General features: G+C 48.4%; 15 protein-coding genes. 1 reads left to right on the top strand and 14 read right to left on the bottom strand.

What is annotated here, in order from left to right; all coding sequences use genetic code 11:
* Window positions 1–118 precede the first annotated feature (118 nt).
* Window positions 119–3,334 carry a copper amine oxidase N-terminal domain-containing protein gene (locus PIL01S_RS15840; RefSeq protein ID WP_164764249.1) on the bottom strand — a complete coding sequence of 1,072 codons (3,216 nt, stop codon included), beginning with the start codon at window positions 3,332–3,334 and terminating at the stop codon, window positions 119–121.
* Window positions 3,335–3,623: 289 nt separating this feature from the next.
* Between PIL01S_RS15840 and PIL01S_RS15835 the strand changes: the two genes are divergently transcribed.
* Window positions 3,624–4,592, top strand: coding sequence for a hypothetical protein (locus tag PIL01S_RS15835; protein ID WP_127538334.1), 969 nt, complete (start codon window positions 3,624–3,626; stop codon window positions 4,590–4,592).
* A gap of 85 nt (window positions 4,593–4,677) precedes the next feature.
* Here PIL01S_RS15835 and PIL01S_RS15830 read toward each other — a convergent pair whose 3' ends face one another.
* From PIL01S_RS15830 to PIL01S_RS15770, 13 genes are all read right to left on the bottom strand, one after another.
* Window positions 4,678–5,286 (bottom strand): GNAT family N-acetyltransferase, encoded by a 609-nt coding sequence (locus tag PIL01S_RS15830; RefSeq protein WP_246058335.1) that lies wholly within the window; start codon window positions 5,284–5,286, stop codon window positions 4,678–4,680.
* Window positions 5,286–6,578, bottom strand: coding sequence for a threonine ammonia-lyase IlvA (ilvA, locus tag PIL01S_RS15825; RefSeq protein ID WP_127538332.1), 1,293 nt, complete (start codon window positions 6,576–6,578; stop codon window positions 5,286–5,288). Before ilvA ends, PIL01S_RS15830 begins: the two co-directional genes overlap by 1 nt.
* Window positions 6,579–6,671: 93 nt before the next feature.
* The gene (locus PIL01S_RS15820) at window positions 6,672–7,532 is read right to left on the bottom strand and encodes an alpha/beta fold hydrolase (RefSeq protein ID WP_127538331.1); all 861 of its coding nucleotides are present in this window, start codon (window positions 7,530–7,532) and stop codon (window positions 6,672–6,674) included.
* 215 nt (window positions 7,533–7,747) lie between these two features.
* Entirely contained in the window at window positions 7,748–10,039 is a 2,292-nt protein-coding gene (locus tag PIL01S_RS15815) for a beta-glucosidase family protein (protein ID WP_127538330.1), read from the bottom strand.
* A 409-nt stretch (window positions 10,040–10,448) separates the two neighbouring features.
* Window positions 10,449–11,054 carry an alpha/beta hydrolase gene (locus tag PIL01S_RS15810; protein ID WP_127538587.1) on the bottom strand — a complete coding sequence of 202 codons (606 nt, stop codon included), beginning with the start codon at window positions 11,052–11,054 and terminating at the stop codon, window positions 10,449–10,451.
* Window positions 11,055–11,068: 14 nt separating this feature from the next.
* Window positions 11,069–12,019 (bottom strand): ring-cleaving dioxygenase, encoded by a 951-nt coding sequence (locus tag PIL01S_RS15805; protein ID WP_371859966.1) that lies wholly within the window; start codon window positions 12,017–12,019, stop codon window positions 11,069–11,071.
* A 265-nt stretch (window positions 12,020–12,284) separates the two neighbouring features.
* Entirely contained in the window at window positions 12,285–13,367 is a 1,083-nt protein-coding gene (locus tag PIL01S_RS15800) for a hemolysin family protein (RefSeq protein WP_127538329.1), read from the bottom strand.
* 356 nt (window positions 13,368–13,723) lie between these two features.
* Window positions 13,724–15,061 carry a hemolysin family protein gene (locus PIL01S_RS15795; RefSeq protein WP_127538328.1) on the bottom strand — a complete coding sequence of 446 codons (1,338 nt, stop codon included), beginning with the start codon at window positions 15,059–15,061 and terminating at the stop codon, window positions 13,724–13,726.
* 649 nt (window positions 15,062–15,710) lie between these two features.
* Window positions 15,711–16,976 (bottom strand): phosphoribosylamine--glycine ligase, encoded by a 1,266-nt coding sequence (purD, locus tag PIL01S_RS15790; protein ID WP_127538327.1) that lies wholly within the window; start codon window positions 16,974–16,976, stop codon window positions 15,711–15,713.
* Window positions 16,977–17,100: 124 nt separating this feature from the next.
* The gene (gene purH, locus PIL01S_RS15785) at window positions 17,101–18,648 is read right to left on the bottom strand and encodes a bifunctional phosphoribosylaminoimidazolecarboxamide formyltransferase/IMP cyclohydrolase (RefSeq protein WP_127538326.1); all 1,548 of its coding nucleotides are present in this window, start codon (window positions 18,646–18,648) and stop codon (window positions 17,101–17,103) included.
* Between the two features lie 222 nt (window positions 18,649–18,870).
* The gene (gene purN, locus PIL01S_RS15780; RefSeq protein WP_127538325.1) at window positions 18,871–19,488 is read right to left on the bottom strand and encodes a phosphoribosylglycinamide formyltransferase; all 618 of its coding nucleotides are present in this window, start codon (window positions 19,486–19,488) and stop codon (window positions 18,871–18,873) included.
* On the bottom strand, window positions 19,488–20,528 hold the full coding sequence (purM, locus tag PIL01S_RS15775; protein WP_127538324.1) for a phosphoribosylformylglycinamidine cyclo-ligase: 1,041 nt from the start codon (window positions 20,526–20,528) through the stop codon (window positions 19,488–19,490). The genes purN and purM overlap by 1 nt, the downstream gene beginning before the upstream one ends.
* A 246-nt stretch (window positions 20,529–20,774) precedes the next feature.
* Window positions 20,775–21,218, bottom strand: coding sequence for an immunity 26/phosphotriesterase HocA family protein (locus tag PIL01S_RS15770; RefSeq protein ID WP_127538323.1), 444 nt, complete (start codon window positions 21,216–21,218; stop codon window positions 20,775–20,777).
* Window positions 21,219–21,220 lie beyond the last annotated feature (2 nt).

The raw sequence follows: 21,220 nt of genomic DNA, 5'->3' as shown, positions 1-21,220 counted from the left end.
CAACGGCCTAGAGAACCTTTTTGACGACAAGTTTTGAGCTAACAAACAAGAGAGCTCCCTTCCAATTAACTTTGGTAAGGGAGCTCTCTCATTACAATGATTCAGTTCATAAACGAAGTTAGTTTGTCGCTGAAGTGCTGGTACCCTGAGTTGAATCAGCCGAACCGGCATTGGGGTCAGTCGTTGGAACTGCCGGATCTGGAGTGGGTACCACTGGAGTAGCCTGAGCTGCATCAAGTCTAGCTGCACCGGACGGAGCAGAGAGAACACTTGTGTATAACGTCAGATCACTGGATACAGAAAGGATATACACTTTGTAATCAGCTCCTAGTTCGATCGCCTTTCCACTTGAATCGAGCGTATCTTTGGTTAAGGAAATTTCTCCTGGAGTAACTACTTTAAAATTATTATTTGAATTTGCAGAAGGCAAATCCAGATTTTCTTGAGCTTTTACTACAAATAAACGGTATTGGCCAATCCCTTTATCGTCGGATGGTTTAGTGAAAGTAACCTTCAGGCCTGCATCCGTAGCTGTGCTGGCATTCTCAACTTTCGTTATATTAGCTGACTGAACAGCAACAGGCTCTGCCGGTTTGGCCAGGATACTGAATTCGTTGGACGCACTGGATAGATTGGAAGCACGCGTACCACTATCGGACACCGACAAAACAAAGGCTCTGTACTTTTGACCCACGGCAAGAGTATTACCATTAATATCAACGTGACCATTATTCAACTGAATTGGATTGCCAGCATCATTTTTGGAAATTTGGACATAGGATCTAATGGCGAGAGCGGAGTTCAGGTCGAATCCAGTCACTTGACCAGATGGAACAATTAATACTCTGTAATTGGCAATGCCACTGTCTGTTGTTGGTTTGTTGAAGTTCACGGTCACATCCGACGCGTTTCCTGCTTGCCCTTGATTTTTCACCGTTACATTCACATTGCTTGCTGCCCCAACAGCCGTATTGGATGCGAGTGTAATTACATTGGAGCCAGATGACAATGCATTCGCAAGAGAAGCATTACCATTCACCGCCATGACATACACGCGATAACCCACACCATTTACAATTGGACTACCATCCACTGTTTTCGAATTACTGTTGAAGCTAACCGTCTGATTGCTTCCATTCTTGCTTACATACGTATAATAGGCACTGCCCACAGCATTTGCAGCCGACAGATTGAAGCTGGTATTCGTAGATTTCACGACAAATACCCGGTAGTGATTCACATTGGTCTCATCCGCCGATTTGGTGAACGTTACGCGCAGATCCTCTCCATTCCCTTTATCGCCGATATCGCTTGCCGCTACGTTACTCGGAGCTGTTATCGCTGCATTTGGACTCAATGAAATCTGTGACGAGTACGAAGACAATGCGTTCTGACTGGAGTTGCCGCTTGTGCTTACCGACAGGACGAACACACGATAAGTCACGTTATTGGAAACTCGGTACCCATTCGTATCCACCATGTTACTTGGCAGTGTAACCGACAGGTTGCCACCCGTTTTGTTCACTTGGTAGTAGTTGTTCGAAGCGTTAGCCGCGCTCAGGGTGAAGCTTCCGGCGTTACCGGAACGAACCACGTACACCCGATAGGCTGAAACTCTAGACTCATCCGATGCTCTGTTGAAAGATACCCGCATATCCCGTCCATCCCCATAGTCACTCACATCCGAGACTGCCAGGTTATTAACAGCTCCTGCATTTCCATTCGTCGTCAATCTCAATAACGTGGATGAAGAGGATAAGGCATTGGTGTAGTTGTTTTGCTGATTGCCCACAGCCATGACGTAAATCCGGTAATCCTGCAGATTCGTTACGTTATACCCGCTTGTATCTTTCATTGATGAAGGTAACGTTGTGGTGATATTGCTGCCTGTTTTGTTCACGGTATAGTACAGGCTCGAAGACAGATTGCTTGCCGTCGTCAGATTGAAGCTGCTGGCCACCGAGTTGCGTACAACGAAGATGCGGTAGCTCGCTACCTTGGATTCGTCGGAAGACCGGTTGAAGCTCACCAGAATGTCACGGCCATCTCCATAATCCGAATTGTCTTTGACTTGAGTAATGACTGGCGCCGTTGCCGTATTGACGCCAAGTGTCAGTGAAGAGGATACGGAAGACAGCTTGTGGTCTGCAGCTGCCGCATTGGAGCTGACCGACATGATGTATACGACATAGGCGGTGCCGCTGCGAATCAATTCCCCGGACGTATCACGCGTGGAAGAGGTCAGCTGACTTTTGACCGCTGTGTTGTTCCCTTTATAGATGATTGTTGAGTTTGAGCTGGACACTTTATTCGCCGCACTCAGATTGAATGAGGAAGCATCCTTCGCTTTGACGACAAATGCACGATAATACGTAATATTCGACGTGCTGCTTGGCTGATTGAAGTTAATCTCCAGATCACGACCATCTCCGTAGTCACTGATATCAGCAATACGAAGACTGGTGACAGGCTGAACTGTGGATTTCACATTGTTTAATTTCAAAGACTGGGCAGACCATGCAAGTACATTTTTGTAACTATTGCTGCTGTTGCCCATGGTCAGGACATACAAACGATAGGTTTCACTCGTATTCAGCAGGTCTCCGTTAACGTCACGTGTCTGCGCATTCAGCGTCAATTTCGGGTTGCTGCCATTTGGGGAAACCGAAGTATAATTGCCGGATGGCACAACCGAAGCCGCTGACTCGTTGAAGCTGTTCACATCACGGGTTTTCACCAGCATAATGCGATATTCGGATACAGCCTTCTCGGATGTAGGGCGCGTGAAGCTGACCGTCAGATCCCGACCATCTCCGTTACTTCCCGAAACGGATCCGTAGATGTTCCATGCCGCAGCTTTCGTGTCATCGACAGGAGGCGTGGATGTTGTTTTGATATCCACCCGCTGATTGCGGGAGTTCCAGAATACCTTCTCTCCAAATGCTTCACTCACAAAGCGAATAGGAACCATCGTGTTGCCCTTAATCGTACTCGCAGGCACGTCCAGCGAGACTGCTTCCCCGTTAATGTAAGCTGTCTTGGAACCCAGTTTTAGTGAGACCTCTTGATCTCCGCGAGTGGCTGTAATGGTTTTGGTTTTGTTGGTATACCCCACGGTGGCATCCAGTCCTTCAAAAATGGACCGCAGCGGAACCAACACCCGTCCGGCTTTCATGACAGGCGCTTGTGCAGAAGACAGCTCGGCATCATTGATGTAGATACTGATTCTCGCTGCTGCATCGATTACTGTTGCTGGCAAGGCTGACATCAGCATGGCTGATACGGCCAGTGCGGACATGACCTTTTTAACTTGACGTCCTCCGGCTTTTTTCATATTGAATATCCCCATTCTCTTTTTAGATGAATTGAATTGTATTAGAGCGGATTTCACTTGATTTTATTCCTGTAATTTCCTGTGCACATCTAAGACGTCTGGATCTGATCAAAAGTTTCCAATCGCTCAAAAAATATTTTCGCAGAAAAGTTCTTCCACCATCTACCTGCCAAAGGTTAAAAATAACAGAACATTTTGTCATTATTCCGAAACAACATCCGGAGAAAATTGGGTTAATGTATAAAGAATCAATCCATTCGATTTTCAAATTCACGGGAGGTTTACAACAATGACATCATTGTACTCATCTGCCAGACGCCAAGGGCTCCGTATGTTCATGACTGTCACAGCCGTTGCTGTATTGATGCAGACCGGTGCCGCTGGGATCACGGGAATGGCTGCTGCAGCCCCTTCCGATTCCGATGCCAAAGTAACCACCAGTAGTTCGACCGCCATTTATAACACATTTCAATCCACACTCCAAAAAAAGAACGGCTTATCCGCCGCTGACACCTATCTGGAATCCAATATCGATAAAGTAACCACCCATCATGCGACCTTAATGGTATTGCAGCTGGAGAATGCTCGCATCAAGGGATTATCAGCCATGACTGACCGCATGTTGATACCCAATGTTCAGGACAAGATGATCAAAGCATACAAGTGGAACGACAGTTTCACCCAACTGATGGAGCGTACCAAAGACTCGGAACTCCGCGCATTGCTGAAGGAAGCTCGGGACAGTGGCTACCGCCTTGTGATGTTGGAAGGCTCCCTCTATCCGATCATGAATTATATGGCTTTTCAAAAATATAATTCACATGTCAAACCAGATATCAAACAGTACATCAACATGATGGCGGTCGAGACAGGCAACCTGGCTGCTGAGGATGGCTCACTCATCATTGGGTATCAGGAGATTCTGAATCGGGCACTCAATCAGGAACGTTTCCTGCAGGATTATCCGAAGTCTAATCGGGTCAAACAGGTACGAAATTTGCTGAACAATTATACGCTGTATACCTTTTATGGCCTGAACAATACACCATTATTTGATTACGAAACCAACACCATGGTGGCCAATGCCCAAAAAGGGTACAAGGCTGTGCTGCAACGGAATTCATCCGAGGACAGTGACTTGCTGGCTAAACTGGGTGCCTTCATGGACGTGGTAACCGATGCCAAATACCAGAAGACTTCCGCTGTAGAAAAGTGGCTGGATCAGAAAGTTCCATCCGGAAGCTATACCGGTTTCTAAAACCATTCTTCCCATTAAGGATGCATCCGCTGCAAAAATACAAAACCGCCACAGGATACGCTCCCATGGCGGTTTTTCAGTGCGATCAATCCTGCTGAATCGGCTTGATCATATGGTTATATTCATGTCCTGCAATCACAATGACATCATCCTTCGTATAGCCCTGCCGTTCATACAGCATCAAGGCACGTCCATTATCCCGTTCGACAATAAGAGCCACCCGGTCATGCCCGAGCTCCCTTCCCTGCTGCTCAAAAGCAGCTATCAGAGCCCGGCCGATCCCCTGTCCCTGATAGGATTCGCTTACCGACAGCGTATCCAGATAATATTCGCCGGGACGAGTTTCTTTGATTATTGCATACTTCTCATCCTGACTGCGTCCAGGCCGATCCAGAATCGGCTGGTCCAGACGATCCGCTTCACTACCGTCGTAGGCTACGAGAATACCGGCAATGTCCTGACCATGTTCCATCACCGTTACATGGCGATAGCTGATCCGGTTGTCCTCTTGCATATAAAACTGCTTCAGAATCTGCATTGCCTGCTCGTGATCGGACTCGCCCGCCAGCGCATAAGCAATGTCTCCTATCGCCTGATAGAGCAGTGGAATGACTTGATCTGCATCCTCCCTGCGTGCTGGCCGCAGCTGGAGATGGGGTTCATTGCTGCCCGCTTGCTTCATCCGATTACTCATCAGATTAACATGTTGAAGAGATTCAGATTTTTGTTCAGCTCAGTATAGGCAATGCCTTTGCGATTCATGCGTTCAATCAGAGGCTGATAGTCTTCCTTGTACATTAACTCAATGCCTACCAAGGCAGGGCCGTTCTCTTTATCATGCTTCTTCGTATATTCAAACCGGGTAATATCGTCATTCGGTCCGAGCACTTCCTCCAGGAATTCACGCAATGCACCTGCGCGCTGCGGGAAATTCACCATGAAGTAATATTTCAGACCTTCATAGATCAGGGAACGTTCCTTAATCTCCTGCATCCGGTCGATGTCGTTGTTACCGCCGCTTATTACGCAGACTACAGTCTTGCCCACAATTTGCTCACGGTATTGCTCCAATGCAGCAACAGCCAATGAACCGGCGGGTTCAACCACGATTGCATTTTCATTGTACAGCTCCAGGATGGTCGTACAAGCCTTGCCCTCTGGCACCTTCACGATGTCATCCAGCGTGCTGCTGCAAATGTTGTAGGTCAAGTCTCCTACCCGCTTCACTGCAGCTCCATCCACGAATTTATCGATATCATCAAGCGTCACAACCTGTTTGCGGAACATGGCCTCACTCATGGAAGCAGCGCCGAGAGGCTCCACACCAATGATGCGCGTTTCCGGGCTGACCGTCTTCATGTAGGTTCCGACGCCAGCAGCGAGACCACCGCCGCCAATGGTAACAAATACATAATCTGCATCCTCATCAAGGCTTTCCATGATCTCCATCGCAACCGTACCATTACCCGCAATAATTTTGGGTTGGTCAAACGGATGAATGAACGTCATACCCTGTTCGTCACATGCACGCATGGCTTCTGCATACGCATCATCATACGTATCCCCGATCAGTACCACTTCTACATTGCTGCCGCCGAAGCGTCGTACCTGTTTGACCTTTTGATTCGGTGTCGTGCTCGGCATGAAGATTTTGCCGTGTATTCCGAGGGCGTTACAGGAAAAGGCAACACCCTGTGCATGGTTCCCTGCGCTTGCGCAGACAATGCCCTTCTCCATTTCAGCCGGAGTCAGACTGCGGATCATATTGTAGGCACCCCGAATTTTGAAAGAGCGCACCACTTGCAGATCTTCCCGCTTGAGATACACATTGCAATTATATTTGGTCGACAATACAGCATCCCGCTGCAGAGGCGTTCTGACAATAACTTCACGCAGCACATGATGTGCACGTACGATATCTTCCATGCCAACACCGGCATGGCCGGAATTTTTATTTTCCGTTGATTCTTGTTCCACTGGTTTCATCTCTTCTCCACACTCCGCTTTGTCTTGGTTGGCAATGCAAGCATTGCTTTTTCTGTTATTGTATCACTTTTGACCTAAGCTTGCGCCAAGGCCTCAACGATTTGCCATTCGCAAAATTTCATCAATAATAATCTGCGGGTCAGTAAAAGTAACCATATGGCCCGATTGACCTGCTTCGATCCAATGTCCGTTCGCGAGCCCTTGGGCTGACTTGCGGTGAGCCGATACAATAGCAGGTCTAATTTTATGCTCTCCCTGTCCTGCCTTAGTGCCAGAAATAATCCGGACTTCGATATTTCCCAGCTCAGGAGGAGTATTCCGCAATGAGGCCAAATCATCCAAAAACGCCACCGATTCAGCAGCCATGGTACGTGCTGCCTGTACAGTGAAGTCTTCCTCTCGGTGATCTCGTGCAACATCGTCCGGTTGAACCTGGCCCGGCTTGCTGCCCATTTTTCGATACAGCCCTGTACGTGCCATCCAAGGAAGTAGGAAACGGTTCAAGCCAAAACTGATTCTGGCCATAGAGGAAAAATACAATTCACAGTTCTCGTCGGATGGATCGACCAGTATCAGTCCTCTAATGCGAGACAGATCCGCAGCTGCCGCAGCTCTGACGACTGGCCCTCCCCAGCTGTGTCCCACCAGAATGAAAGGGCCTGGCCCAAGTTCAGTCAGCAGATCGCCCAGATCCTCTGCAAGCCTGCGGAGAGTCCGCTGCTCCGTGTCGGCCTCACTCCTTCCCAACCCGGAACGATCATAGACCACAGACTGTGTATGTTCGGCCACTTGAGGCGCCACGAGTCCCCACGCCGATCTGGAAAAGCCCATGCCTGATTCAAAAACAACGATGGGGTGACCGGTTCCCTTCGACATATAATGAAGCTTACGGCCATCTCGTGTGTGGATAAATGCACTTGAACCATACGAATGATTGGAATGAATAGCGTTCATGGTCCCCTCCTGACCTGATGACGAACATCGTCATTTCTAGTCCTATCGCTCTAAATGAAAATGATTATCAATTACTTAAGTATAGGATAATTCCTCCTGTAAAAGCAAACCAAAAACCCGATCCATTCAAGGATCGGGCTCATTATAAACTGGAGAATAAGTCGATTGTATCAACTACCTATTACATTTCACTTACTTACGATATCATTCGTGTGCTACGCCCTGATTCCATGATCTTTGCTGTTCAACTGATCCAGCAATTGATTCATGGCTTCTTCACTCATCGCTCCCCCACTGAAAGCGACCAGGGCACGCAGCGGCATATATTTCATCATGGCAGCCATCATATCCGCATGCTCACCCGCATCATCTCCACCCATGCCGCTGGCTTCCTGGAATTGCTGCATGGCTTGTTCCAACAGCTTTTTGTTAGCAGGGTCGCGCTGAATGTCGCCGAGCGTGCTATTACGCGTGTATGTGGGAATGAACGTTGCCGTGGACTCCACTTTAACACGTTTAACCAGATGAATGTCCTTGGAAGAACTGCCCACTTGAATATCAAACTCTCCAGTCTCTACGTGCCAGTCTTTCATATCCACATTGTAATAAGCAAACGACCGTTTGTTTAACGTAAAGCGAACCACCTCTGAAGCTCCTGGCTCCAGCTCCACTTTGGCAAATGCCTTCAGTTCCTTCACCGGACGAATCACCGTGCTTTCCACATCACGGATGTACAGCTGCACGACTTCTTTGCCCGCTCTGTCTCCGGTATTGGTAACTTTCACGCGCACTTCAATTTCATCCTGGTCTGTCAGTTCATTCCGGTCCACCGCTAGATCGGTATATTCGAATGTCGTATAGCTCAGTCCATAGCCAAATGGAAATAACGGCTCGATCTGTTTCTTGTCATAGTATCGGTAACCTACAAAAATACCTTCCTTGTATTCTACCCGATCTCCTTCACCTGGGAAGTTGAGGAAAGATGGATTATGGCTCAGTTGTGCCGGGAACGTCTCGGCCAGTTTGCCAGAAGGATTCACCTCGCCGTACAACAGGTCAGCAATCGCTCCGCCAACAGCCTGCCCGCCCAGATAGGCTTCAAGTACAGCCTTCGCTTGTGGCAACCAAGGCATTTCCACTGGTGAACCGTTGCTAAGCACGACAACGATACGTGACTGAACCTTGGCCACCTCTTCAATCAGGCGGATATGATTATCCGGCAGACGCAGATGGGAGCGGTCATACCCTTCGGATTCGTAGCGGTCAGGCAAACCGACGAAAACGACTGCTTTATCCGCAGCCTTTGCAGCCTGAACTGCTTCTGCCATAAGCTGATCATCGATATCATCCGCTTCAATGCGGTAACCCGGGGCATAAGAGATCTCGGTCTCCGTTCCTGCAACCCGGGTCATCTCTTCCACAATATCATCGACTTGGGTCGGATTGATGTGAGAGCTTCCTCCACCCTGAAAGCGCGGTTTGCGGGCAAAGGCTCCAATCAGCGCAAGCTTGCCTTCACGTTTCAACGGGAGCAGCTGATCTTCATTTTTTAGCAATACCATACTCTCTGATGCTACTTTACGGGCAAGCTGATGGTGCTCGTCCTTATTGTAGGTAGCGCCCTTACGCTGCTGATCCGCTGCCTTGAAGATGAGGGTAAGCAGACGTTCTACCGCCCGGTCCAGCTTCTCCAAGGATAGCTTGCCGTTCTCAACTGCTTGGATTATCTTGCCCTCTCCGATCCCACCACTTGCAGGCATTTCAAGCTCCAACCCTGCTGAAAGTGCATCTGCACGCTCATTCACAGCACCCCAGTCAGACACAACGAGTCCCTCATGTCCCCATTCTTCCTTCAGAATATCGGTGAGCAGCCACTCATGTTCACCTGCATATGTACCATTCACCTTGTTGTAGGAGCACATCACCGTCCAGGGCTGACCATCCTTCACCGCACCTTCGAAACTGGCAAGGTAGATCTCTCGGAGCGTGCGCTCATCCACCACCGCATCAATGGACATACGCCGCTCCTCCTGGTTGTTTACTGCAAAGTGTTTCAGCGATGTGCCCACACCCTGACTCTGCACACCCTGGATATGGCCGGTTGCCATGCGCGTAGACAAAAGCGGATCCTCGGAAAAGTATTCAAAATTCCGGCCGCCCAGTGGCGAACGCTTAATATTAACACCGGGTCCCAGCAATACGCCTACTTCTTCGGCCTGACACTCTTCACCCAGCGCCACTCCGACCTGGCACGCCAGTTCAATATCCCAAGAGCTCGCCAAGCCTGCTGCGGATGGGAAGCAGGTCGCTGGCACACTTGACGTCAAGCCCAGATGATCCGCGCTTCCATCCTGTTTCCGCAGGCCATGCGGCCCGTCTGTCACCATGATGGATGGGATACCGAGACGCTCCACCCCTTTCAAATGCCAAAAGTCCAGTCCTGAGCACATGCCTGCTTTTTCTTCCAGTGTCATCTGCTGTACCAGTTCCTTGATGTTTCGTTCCATAATAACCCCTCCAGTTCATGATGGTGCTTAAGTAAACTGATTCTCTTACTAGAATAAACTCCACTGACAGAAAAACTTTCGATCGCTGTTATCCCCAGATTTTTTTAATCCCTTGTTTTGGGGAAATCCGGTGATAAAGGCGAGCGCTTCGCTTCTCCAGTCCTTTCTGTCCGCTCCGTACTCTGTAGTTCGTAACAGTTCACTTTTTTATTTGCTATAGTAACTAAGCATACAAGCTTATGTAGTAAGCATTCAAATGATTACCCGGTTAGTAACGTTTACATAACACTTGTAATTCATTCGGGTAGATCAACAAAAAAGGGACAGCCCGATCCTTTCAGATCAAGCAGTCCCTTGTCTTGCCGATATAGTCTGACTCCGGATTCATTACCCAGATCCAATATCAGGTTTACGCCTGAGCTTTAAACCAGGCTGCCGCAGCCAATGCCTCGGTACGGGTCAGTTGATGTCCCTGACGCTCCCAGTGGGTTTTCACATCTGCGCCTGCACCACTAAGAAGTGAAGCCAGTTCTTCCGTTTCCCGTTTCGGCACAATCGGATCGTTCTCTCCTGCACCGATGAAGACAGGCAGTCCTTTCAGATCAGGCAGTTCCAGTCCGCGCAGCGGTACCATAGGATGATGCAAAATTGCGCCTTTGAACACATCTGCCTGGTGGAACATCAAACTAGCCGCAATATTGGCACCATTGGAGTAACCGAGTGCGTAAACATTACCACGATCGAATCCGTACTCCGCAGCCGCTGCATCCACAAATGCACCCAGCTCCGCTGTCCGTGCAATCAGATCCTCTTCGTCAAACACCCCTTCGGCCAAGCGGCGGAAGAAACGGGGCATTCCGTTCTCCGACACGTTACCGCGTACACCCAGCATGCCTGCTCCTGGCGCAATCAATTCGCCAAGACCTACCAGATCATTCTCGGTTCCACCTGTCCCGTGAAGCAGCAGCAGCGTTGGGGAATCCGGCTGTGCACCTGCTTTATAAATATGTTTCATCGTATTGGTTGTGATCATGATTTGGACTCTCCTTTCCATTCACGTACTTCAATGGGTGGCAGCAATTTTTCAATCTGTTCACGCTGTGGTTCATACCATTCAGGCAGCATCAGTTTCTCTCCCATGCTCTCCTGAGGTTCATCGCGTGCAAATCCCGGAGGATCGGTAGCCAGTTCGAACAATATGCCCCCTGGTTCCCGGAAATACACGGCATTGAAGTACTGACGGTCGATTACAGGGGTTGGATGGTAGCCTGCTTTCTCCAGATCGCGCTGCATTTGCTCATGCTCTGTATAGTCTTTTGCACGCCATGCAATGTGGTGCACCGTACCTGCTCCGCCAATGCCCCGCTGGAATCCGGTAGATTGAACGTCGATGATCTGCCCGATGTCACCAGTCGCACGAAGGCGAATCAATCCATTCTCTTCCCCTACCTGTTCCAGGCCGAGCATGGAAACCAGCACGTCGGTGGTTTTCTCAGGAACTTGGCTGAACAAAACTGCGCCGCCAAAACCTTTGATAGCATGCTCAGGAGTTACCCCGTTGAATGTCCATTTACTTGGCTGGCCCTCTTCACGTTCAACCAGTTCAAGCAGCAGGCCGCCTTTGTCGAAGAAGCGAATATATTGCTCACCGAATCTGGTTTTATTTTCAAACGGAATATCGAAGGAAGCGAGACGTTCTTTCCAGAATGGCAGACTTCCTACCGGAATCGCATATACGGTTACCCCAGTCTGTCCGGAACCAATGACACCTCTCATGGCATTTTGGTGTGGGAAGAAGGTGATGATTGTACCTGGCGCCCCATCCTCATTTCCGTAATACAGATGGTACACATCCGGTGCATCGAAGTTAATTGTTTTTTTCACCAGTCTCAGGGCCAATACCCCTGCGTAAAAATCAACATTTTTCTGTGCGTCATCTACAAAAGCCGTTACGTGATGGATACCTGAAGTTCTGAACATAATCTCCACTCCCTTGGTTTTAATTTTATCATGGTTGAATTTAGCGGTTTGTTATTCATTGTTGTTTGTGCGTTTGTTTTTTTATTTATCTTTAATTTAAGATTCTTTAAATTCATATTAATCCATTACTGGTCTAATTGCAAGCTTTTTGTTTTAAAATTAAGATTGTTTCATCGTTGATGTTGTTAACTCCTGATTAGCAGAAAAGAGCAATACAAAAACAGGTCTCCGAATGAATCGGAAACCTGTTTTTCTTAAGTCTACTTTAAGTCAATTTCAATCGTTTGGGCGGATTCACCAGATCCCTATGCTCGTATTCATCCTTGATATCCCCAACGATTTCCTCCAGAATGTCCTCCATCGTAACCAAACCAATGGCAGCACCCTCATCATTATTCACAATGGCCATATGCACACGACTCTGCTGCATTTGGATCAGAACATCCTTGATCGGGGACTTCTCCGAAAATCCAGGCATATCATGAATGTAGGCATCCATGCTGAACGATCTTCCTGCAGCCACACTGGTCAGCATTTCTTTTGTATTAATGAAGCCGATAAAGCGAGCCGCATCCCCGTTCGCAATGACCGGATATCTCGTATACTCATGCCGATTCAGCACTTCGATAACCTGATCGAGCGGCATTTCCTTATTCAGCGTAACGATTTTTTCTTTGCGAATCATAATCTCCTGCAGCAGACGCTCATCAAACGCAAAAATGTTTTTCAGATAGTCCAGCTCGGTCTGATTGATCTCCCCGCTCTCATAACTCTGGGCTACAATCAGCTTCAGTTCCTCTTCGGAGTGGACGGTATCGTGTCCGGCAGGCTTGATGCCAAAGATTCCGAGCAGCACCCGTGCAGCACCATTAAGCGCATAGATAAACGGATTCATGATCTTACCAAACCAGTACAGCGGTGGTGCAAGTAAAAGCGTCATTCTCTCTGCAAATTGGATCGCCAGCGTTTTGGGTGCGAGCTCACCAATAACCACATGCAGGAACGTAATGATCGCCAAGGCAATCCCGTAGGATAATACCGTCGACACGGCTGCCGGCACTTCAAGTCGCTCGAACAGCGGATGAAGCATTTTTTCAACCGTCGGTTCACCCAAAGCCCCCAGAACGAGAGCCGTAATCGTGATCCCCAGTTGGCATGCCGATAGGTAATAGTCCAGATTGTGCGCGACTTTCTTGGCCATGACCGCTTTTTTGTTGCCTTCCGAAATCAGCTGATCAATTCGTGACATCCGCACTTTCAGAATGGCGAATTCAGCGCCGACGAAGAAGGCGGTAAGCCCTATAAATACGGCTACCAAAAATAAATTCAATGCTATTATTCCGTCCAATGATTTCCCTCGAGTGAGGGATTCACCTCCAAGTTGAACATTTTAATGGTTATAAATTTCTGATGAATCTTACATTGGTCCACTCCGATGACAGAACAACCTTCCGATCGCTGTTATCCCCAGATTTTTTCTTTCCTAATTTATAGGGTTGAAAATCCGGTGATAAAGGGGAACACTCCGCTTCTTCAGGTTTTTTCTGTCCTCTTCGTTATCATGTAATTAATAAATTTATGAAAAAGACATCTAAAGGGGTCAAAATTTGTTTACAAACGCGAACGCTGCGCTTCTTCAGAATCGATTCCGTCCCCTACACTACTACAAACCAAACTATCGAAAATTCTGGAATTCAATTCTAGTTAGGCCAGATCGCTTGTAGCTTCCTCCACTGAGGCTGTGTTCACGCGCTCAAGCAGGACCTGCTTGATCTGATAGTTTTCGGTATCCACTACGGTCCAGACATAATCGCCGTGGACAACCGTATCACCATTTTCCACACGCACACCCTTCTGGAACTGAATCCAGCCGGCGACGGTGTCCATCTCCTCATTCCCTTCGAAAATCAATCCGAACTGCCGCTCCACTTCGTCCAGAAGCACTCGGCCGTTAATCAGATATTGATTTTCTCCGGTCTCCTGAATGTCAGCTACTTCATCGGCATCGAATTCGTCACGGATCTCACCAACAAGCTCCTCCAGAATATCCTCCATCGTAAGAATACCCGAGGTACCGCCGTATTCATCGACTACCACGGCCATATGCACGCGTTCCTGCTGCATTTTAATCATGGCATCCTGGATACGTGTAATCTCGGAAACAAATGGAATCTCACGGACAAAGTCGGCAAGTTGGTATTGCTTCTGGGCAACCATATCCGGCAGAATCTTTTTGACATTGACCATGCCTACAATGCGGTCCTTATCCCCTTCTTCAATGACTGGATATCGGGAATAGTTATGCTCATCAAGCAATGGTATGATATCGTCGTAAGTCATCTCCTGGTCCAATGTGACAAGTTCCGTCCGCGGAACCATGATATCTTTTGCAACCCGTTCATCAAACACAAACACATTTTCCAAGTAAGACAACTTGGTTTGATTCGTCTCGTCGCCTTCATAACTCTGGTTCATGATGATTTTGATCTCATCCTCGGAATAAGCCTGATCATGTCCTGCAGGCTTCACACCGAACATCCGCAGAAGGACGCGGGATGCCCCATTGAGTGCCCAGATGAAAGGGTACATGATCTTTCCGAACCAGTAAAGCGATGGCGAGAGCATCAGCGTCAATTTTTCCGAAAATTGAATCGCCATGGTTTTAGGTGCCATCTCACCGACAACCACGTGAAGGAACGTCACAAGGATAAAGGCAATCGCATAGGAGGCAACCGACGAAATGGCCGGTGAAATATTCAGGTACTCAAATACCGGATATAACAGCCTCTCGACAGTCGGCTTACCTAATGCACCAAGTCCTAGAGCCGTTACCGTAATACCAAGCTGACAGGCAGACAGATAGTAATCCAGATCGGAAACGACCTTCTTGGCGAGTACTGCCTTTTTGTTACCTTCGGCAACCAGTTGATCCACTCTTGATGTACGAATCTTAACAACCGCAAATTCGGATGCCACAAAAAAAGCAGTCAAAGCAATCAAGAGCACAAGTAATGCTAAATTCAAGATGGTAATTATGTCCAATGATTTCCCCGATTCTCAGGGATTCACCTCCAGAAATAGTTACAGCAGCGCTCGTTAACCCCGTTAACGGCTGCACAGCTGATTGTAGTTAAATTGGGCGTATGCATATATAAAATCGAATTCAATAATGACGAGATTGCTATATGCTGCACACAGACCTTGTAAGTTGCAAAACAGGAATTCAGGATGAAGTCAATCACATTAAGAAACCACTTCTCTATAATTAGGGCTAACCCTCATGCTGTCAGATTGTTTCTCCGATTTACTCCACCTTAATTCTCCATTTGGACAGTTTACAATATCGCCTTCCCAATAGATATCCACCTCCCCTCTTGTTCATTCCTGTTTCAGAAAAGTATAACATGTTCCGAATCAAACCATCCAGTTGTACGTCATGGTTTGGATTATCTTGCACGTAAATTCATGAATATTTTGTTCACAAATGGCTTAATTCATGTAATAAGTTACTTATATACCTAACAAAGCTATGTATAGAATAGACCTGTTTTATATCACTACTACCCTTGGAGTTATCCAGCTGAAACATATTTCTAACAGAATGATCCAGCGTAAAAAAAGGCCCGCCCGATGAATGCCATGCTTCTGATCTGAAGGCATTCCTCGGGCGGACCCATATTCCAATAACTATTTACACTAAAGCTTTGGCAGCAATGTCAGATCGCTGATGCTTGCCTTCGAAGCGGATACGTTCCGCCTCTGCATAAGCCTTGTTTCTAGCTTCAGCAATATCGGCGCCAAGACCCACTACCCCAAGAATACGTCCACCATTCGTGACCCATTCTCCGGATTCGCTGCGCGCCGTTCCTGCGTGGAAGACGACAGCATCGCTGACCTGATCCAGACCTTCGATGGCTACGCCTTTTGCATACGGCCCCGGATATCCTCCCGATGCCAGGACCACGCATACGGCAGCCTCTTTGCTCCACTCAATTTCCATGTCCGCCAGTTTGCCATGCACGGTGGCCCAGAAAATGTCGAGCAGATCCGTTTTGAGGCGCGGCAGTACAACCTGTGTCTCGGGATCACCAAAACGAGCATTGAATTCAATTGTTTTCGGTTTGCCGTCCGGTGAGATCATGAGTCCGGCAAACAGTACGCCGCGGAATGGACGTCCTTCGGATACCATGGCTTTGGCCGTTGGCTTAATAATGGTTTCAACAGCCTCTTCAATAATTGAATTCGGAATATGTGGCAGTGGTGAATATGTACCCATCCCACCCGTGTTAGGCCCCTTGTCATCGTCGTAGACTGGCTTGTGATCCTGTGCAGCGGCCATCGGACGAACGGTCTCGCCGTCAACAAATGCCAGAATCGACATCTCCTGCCCTGCCAGAAACTCTTCAATAATTACTTTGGCTCCTGCTTCCCCGAAGACTTTCTCTACCATAATACTGCGTAGTGCCTGATCAGCTTCCTCGCGGGAATAAGCGACCGTTACACCTTTACCGGCTGCCAGGCCATCGGCCTTGATGACCACGGGAATTGCCTGTGCATCAAGATAAGCCTGAGCCTGCTCGTAATTGTCGAATTTCTCATAGGCTGCCGTTGGGATGTTGTACTTATGCAGCAGATCCTTCATGAATGTTTTGCTTCCTTCAATCTCCGCTGCATTGCGACGCGGTCCAAAGACCGGAATGCCTGTGGAATCAAATGCATCCACAATCCCGTCTGCCAGCGGATCATCCGGACCAATGACCACCAGATCCACCTTGAGTTCCACGGCAAGAGCCTTTAATTTATCGAATTCATTCACTGCCACCGGGTGACATTCGGCAAGCTGTGCAATGCCTGCATTTCCTGGCGCACAGTGAATCTTGCCCGCTTTCGGACTTTTTGCCAGCGCCCAGATGATCGCATGTTCCCGACCGCCGCCGCCCACTACCAGAATATCCATTCGTTCCGTTCCCCCTCATGAATTCCAGAAATCGCTCGTTATTGATAATTGCTAATGTGCTGAAAATGAGGATGAACAAGCCTATTCGCTTGTTCATCGACGTGTGAAGCTTTGATTTCGACTCTTAGTGTTTGAAATGGCGAACGCCTGTGAAGACCATGGCAATACCATACTCATTCGCTACTTTAATGGACTCTTCATCCTTAATGGAACCGCCTGGTTGGATAACAGCTGTAATTCCAGCCTTAGCTGCCAGTTCCAGCGTATCCCCCATCGGGAAGAATGCATCCGATGCGAGAATAGCACCCTTTGCTTGCTCGCCAGCTTGTTCAATGGCAATTTTGGCTGCACCAACGCGGTTCATTTGTCCAGCGCCCACACCTACGGTCATGTCATTCGCTGCAAGCACGATCGCATTGGATTTCACGTGCTTAACTACTTTCCAGCCAAAGAGGAGCTGTTTCAATTCTTCTTCGGAAGGTGCACGATCTGTAACAACTTTTAGTTCACTTGCTTCAATGGAATGCACATCGCTCTGTTGTACGATCATGCCGCCGTCGATAGAGGTCACCGCGAATTGGCTCGCCCGGTCACGAGCTGCATTCAATTCACCCGTTTTGAGCAAACGAATGTTTTTCTTCTTCGTCAGGATATCCAGTGCCTCTTGCGTAAAATCAGGAGCCAGCACGATTTCCAGGAAAATCTCGCTCAGTTTGGCAGCTGTGTCGCTGTCGATTATGCGGTTCGCTGCCACAATGCCACCGAAGATGGATGTTGGATCAGCAGCATATGCTTTGCTGTAGGCTTCATAGATGCTTTCACCAATGCCCACGCCGCAAGGGTTCATGTGCTTAACCGCCACAACAGCAGGCTCTACAAATTCCTTGACGATCTGCAACGCTGCGTTTGCATCGTTGATGTTATTGTAAGACAGCTCTTTGCCGTGCAGTTGCTCGGCTGTTGTCAACGTATCTTGAGCAGCAAGCGGTTTACGATAGAATGCCGCTTGTTGATGCGGATTTTCGCCGTAGCGCAAATCCTGGATTTTTTCGTAAGTCACCGTCAAACGCTCTGGCAGTGGATCACCATTCAGGTTGGAGAGATAATCAGAGATAACTGCATCGTAAGCCGCCGTATGACGGAAAACTTTTGCCGCAAGCCGTTTACGTGTTTCCAGCGTGGTATCCCCACTGCTGCGCACTTCCTCCAGCACTTTGCCATAGTCTGCCGTGTCGACAACAACACTAACAAAAGCATGGTTCTTGGCCGCAGAACGAAGCATGGTAGGACCACCGATATCGATGTTCTCAATCGCATCTTCATAGGTTACATCCGGCTTCGCAATGGTGTCCTGGAATGGGTACAGGTTTACGACTACCAGGTCGATATAATCTAGTCCATTCTCTTCCATCTGGCGTTTATGATCTTCACTGTCACGTACAGCCAGCAAACCGCCATGAACGGCTGGATGCAGCGTTTTGACACGTCCGTCCATAATTTCCGGGAATCCAGTCACATCCGAGATCCCGATCACAGGTACGCCTTCCTTCGACAACAGGCTGCTTGTACCTCCTGTCGAAATAATCTCCACTCCCATTTGCGACAGCTCGCGGCAAAAGTCCACGATGCCTGTTTTATCCCACACACTGACCAAAGCTCTTTTGATACTCACAATATGCTCCTCCTTTAATGTCCCATAACCCCGCGTTTCATGACGAAACACAGCCGATTTATTTCCCGAGAAATATCACAAAATGCGTACCAAGTTTCGACGATTCCTACGATATAAGGTGAATGAATGATTTCATATCAGAACCATTGAGAGTTCAGAACAATCTTGCGATCGCCTTCACTCCCGGATCAAATGCTAACTTCTCCGTTATCTTGTACATGCTTAGTTCGCTTTGCGAACCGTAACCTGACGGCCCTCCAGCTGAACCAATCCTTGAGCAAACCAGGAAACAACCTCCGGATACAGCTGCTGTTCCGCTGCATGAATGGAACGGCTGATCGATTCTGCCGTATCCTCAGGCAGAATCGGCACAGGATGCTGGGCAATGATAGGCCCCGTATCCATGCCACCATCCACGAAGTGTACGGTTACCCCAGTAATTTTCACGCCGTACTCCAATGCCTGTCCGATTGCATCCTTACCTGCAAATGCGGGCAGCAAGGACGGATGGATGTTAATCAGCCGTCCGGCATACCGATCCACTACGACTGAAGTCAGCAGTCTCATATATCCGGCAAGAACAACCAAGTCAATGTTTTTGGATTCAAGCACTTCCACGATCTCAGCCTCGTAGGCCTCGCGGGAATCGTAATTTTTCGGAGTGAACAGATGGCAATCCACGCCAGCATCCTTGGCCCGCTGCACAACGCGTGCAGCAGGTTTGTCACACACCAGCAAATCTACGGATGCATCCAGTCCTCCGTTTTTCGCTGCATCCACCAATGCCTGAAAGTTCGACCCTTCACCAGAGGCAAATACGGCAATCCGGTAGTTCGCCATTAAACATCCGCTCCCGTGAAGGTTACTCGCGCATCTCCTTCAGTCACACGTCCAATGATGTACGCTTCTTCACCAGAAGCTTTCAGCTGTTCCAGAGCTTCGTTTGCGTCTGCTTCGTTCACGACAAGCACAAGTCCGATTCCCATGTTAAACGTGGTGAACATATCCCGGTTCGAGACCGACCCTTTTTGCTGCAGCAGGTTGAAGATTGGCAGAATCGGCCATGAGCCGTAATCGATATCTACATTGACGCTGCTAGGCAGCATCCGTGGGATATTCTCGATAAATCCGCCACCCGTAATGTGAGCCATGCCTTTGACGTTGATCTTTTCCAGCAGGGACAGAAGTGGTTTCACATAGATTTTTGTCGGCTCCAGCAGTGCATCACCCAGCTTGCCGCCCAGTTCAGATACTTCCTCATGCAGATCCAGCCCGGCTTCCTCCAGCAAAAGTCTGCGGACCAGCGAGAATCCATTGCTGTGTACACCACTGGAAGCCAGTCCAATTACCGTGTCACCTGGAGAGATGGTCGTGCCGTTGATGATTTTGGCTTTATCCACGATTCCCACGGTAAATCCGGCAATATCGTATTCCCCTTCACTATACATGCCCGGCATTTCTGCCGTTTCTCCGCCAATAAGCGCACATCCGGACTGGTGACATCCTTCAGCGATACCAGCAACGATGGCTTCGATCTTCTCAGGGATGACTTTGTCACATGCCAGGTAATCGAGGAAAAAGAGCGGCTCCGCTCCCTGCACCACAATGTCGTTCACACACATGGCCACAGCGTCGATTCCAATGGTATCGTGACGGTCCATGGCAAACGCGATTTTCAGCTTGGTTCCTACACCGTCAGTGCCGGAAACGAGCACCGGCTCATCATATTTGTCTTTGTTCAAACCGAACAGGGCTCCAAATCCGCCCAGATCTGTCATCACTTCCGGACGGAAGGTACGCTTCACGTGTTTTTTCATCCGTTCAACCGCTTCATTACCTGCCGCGATATCGACGCCGGCCTTTTTATATGCTTCTGACACTACCATCGCACCCTTCGTATCTTGTATAAATTGAACTAAAGATATTTACACCGTAACACTCCGATGACAGAATAACCTTCCAATCGCTGTTATCCCCAGATTTTTTTGATTCCCTTTTCAAAGGGAAAATCCGGTGATAAAGGCGAAGCCTATGCTTCCGATGTAGCTTTCTTTCAGAAAGCTTTTAGCTTCGCTTCTTCAGGTTTTTTCTGTCCTCTCCGTTTTTGTGTAAAAGGATAGTCCAATTTATTGATTTTTGCCCATTTCTAACAGATAGTTCTGCACCAACTCAAATCCAGCTGCACCCAATGTAATGTACAGGCTGTACTCTGCTGGTGGAATCATTCGAATGAATTCGTCTCCGTCATACAAACTCCCGGCGCACTGGAATACTTGCAGTTCCTTCTTCGCAGGTGTCAGCGGGAGGTTACCGATAATTCTCCATGTTCCATCTCTCAGAAATGCTGGTGAGGTGAAGATCACGCGGCTCTTGCGCTGCATGTACGAATAGACAAGAAACTCGCGATCTTCCAAACTTAAGGTTTCGTCACGCTGAATGCTCATCACGCCGAACGAAAACGCCTTTTTGAAGCGGCCTCGCAGCGCACATACAATCTGACACACGGCAAACCGTCCATCCTGCATCGGGATCAGAAATATATCACCCTCATTATAGCTTTTCCTTCCCATAA

This window comes from Paenibacillus illinoisensis NBRC 15959, from assembly GCF_004000925.1.
GTDB classification, from domain to species: Bacteria; Bacillota; Bacilli; order Paenibacillales; family Paenibacillaceae; genus Paenibacillus; species Paenibacillus illinoisensis.
The sequence above is the reverse complement of the archived record's forward strand: the minus strand, read 5'-3'. Positions and strand labels throughout refer to the sequence as shown.

Bases quoted from the DNA above. Each gene is read 5' to 3' on its own strand.
- PIL01S_RS15840 (WP_164764249.1), bottom strand. From the start codon at position 3,334: ATGAAAAAAGCCGGAGGACGTCAAGTTAAAAAGGTCATGTCCGCACTG.
- PIL01S_RS15835 (WP_127538334.1), top strand. From the start codon at position 3,624: ATGACATCATTGTACTCATCTGCCAGACGCCAAGGGCTCCGTATGTTC.
- PIL01S_RS15830 (WP_246058335.1), bottom strand. From the start codon at position 5,286: ATGAGTAATCGGATGAAGCAAGCGGGCAGCAATGAACCCCATCTCCAG.
- ilvA (WP_127538332.1), bottom strand. From the start codon at position 6,578: ATGAAACCAGTGGAACAAGAATCAACGGAAAATAAAAATTCCGGCCAT.
- PIL01S_RS15820 (WP_127538331.1), bottom strand. From the start codon at position 7,532: ATGAACGCTATTCATTCCAATCATTCGTATGGTTCAAGTGCATTTATC.
- PIL01S_RS15815 (WP_127538330.1), bottom strand. From the start codon at position 10,039: ATGGAACGAAACATCAAGGAACTGGTACAGCAGATGACACTGGAAGAA.
- PIL01S_RS15810 (WP_127538587.1), bottom strand. From the start codon at position 11,054: ATGAAACATATTTATAAAGCAGGTGCACAGCCGGATTCCCCAACGCTG.
- PIL01S_RS15805 (WP_371859966.1), bottom strand. From the start codon at position 12,019: ATGTTCAGAACTTCAGGTATCCATCACGTAACGGCTTTTGTAGATGAC.
- purD (WP_127538327.1), bottom strand. From the start codon at position 16,976: ATGGATATTCTGGTAGTGGGCGGCGGCGGTCGGGAACATGCGATCATC.
- purN (WP_127538325.1), bottom strand. From the start codon at position 19,488: ATGGCGAACTACCGGATTGCCGTATTTGCCTCTGGTGAAGGGTCGAAC.
- PIL01S_RS15770 (WP_127538323.1), bottom strand. From the start codon at position 21,218: ATGGGAAGGAAAAGCTATAATGAGGGTGATATATTTCTGATCCCGATG.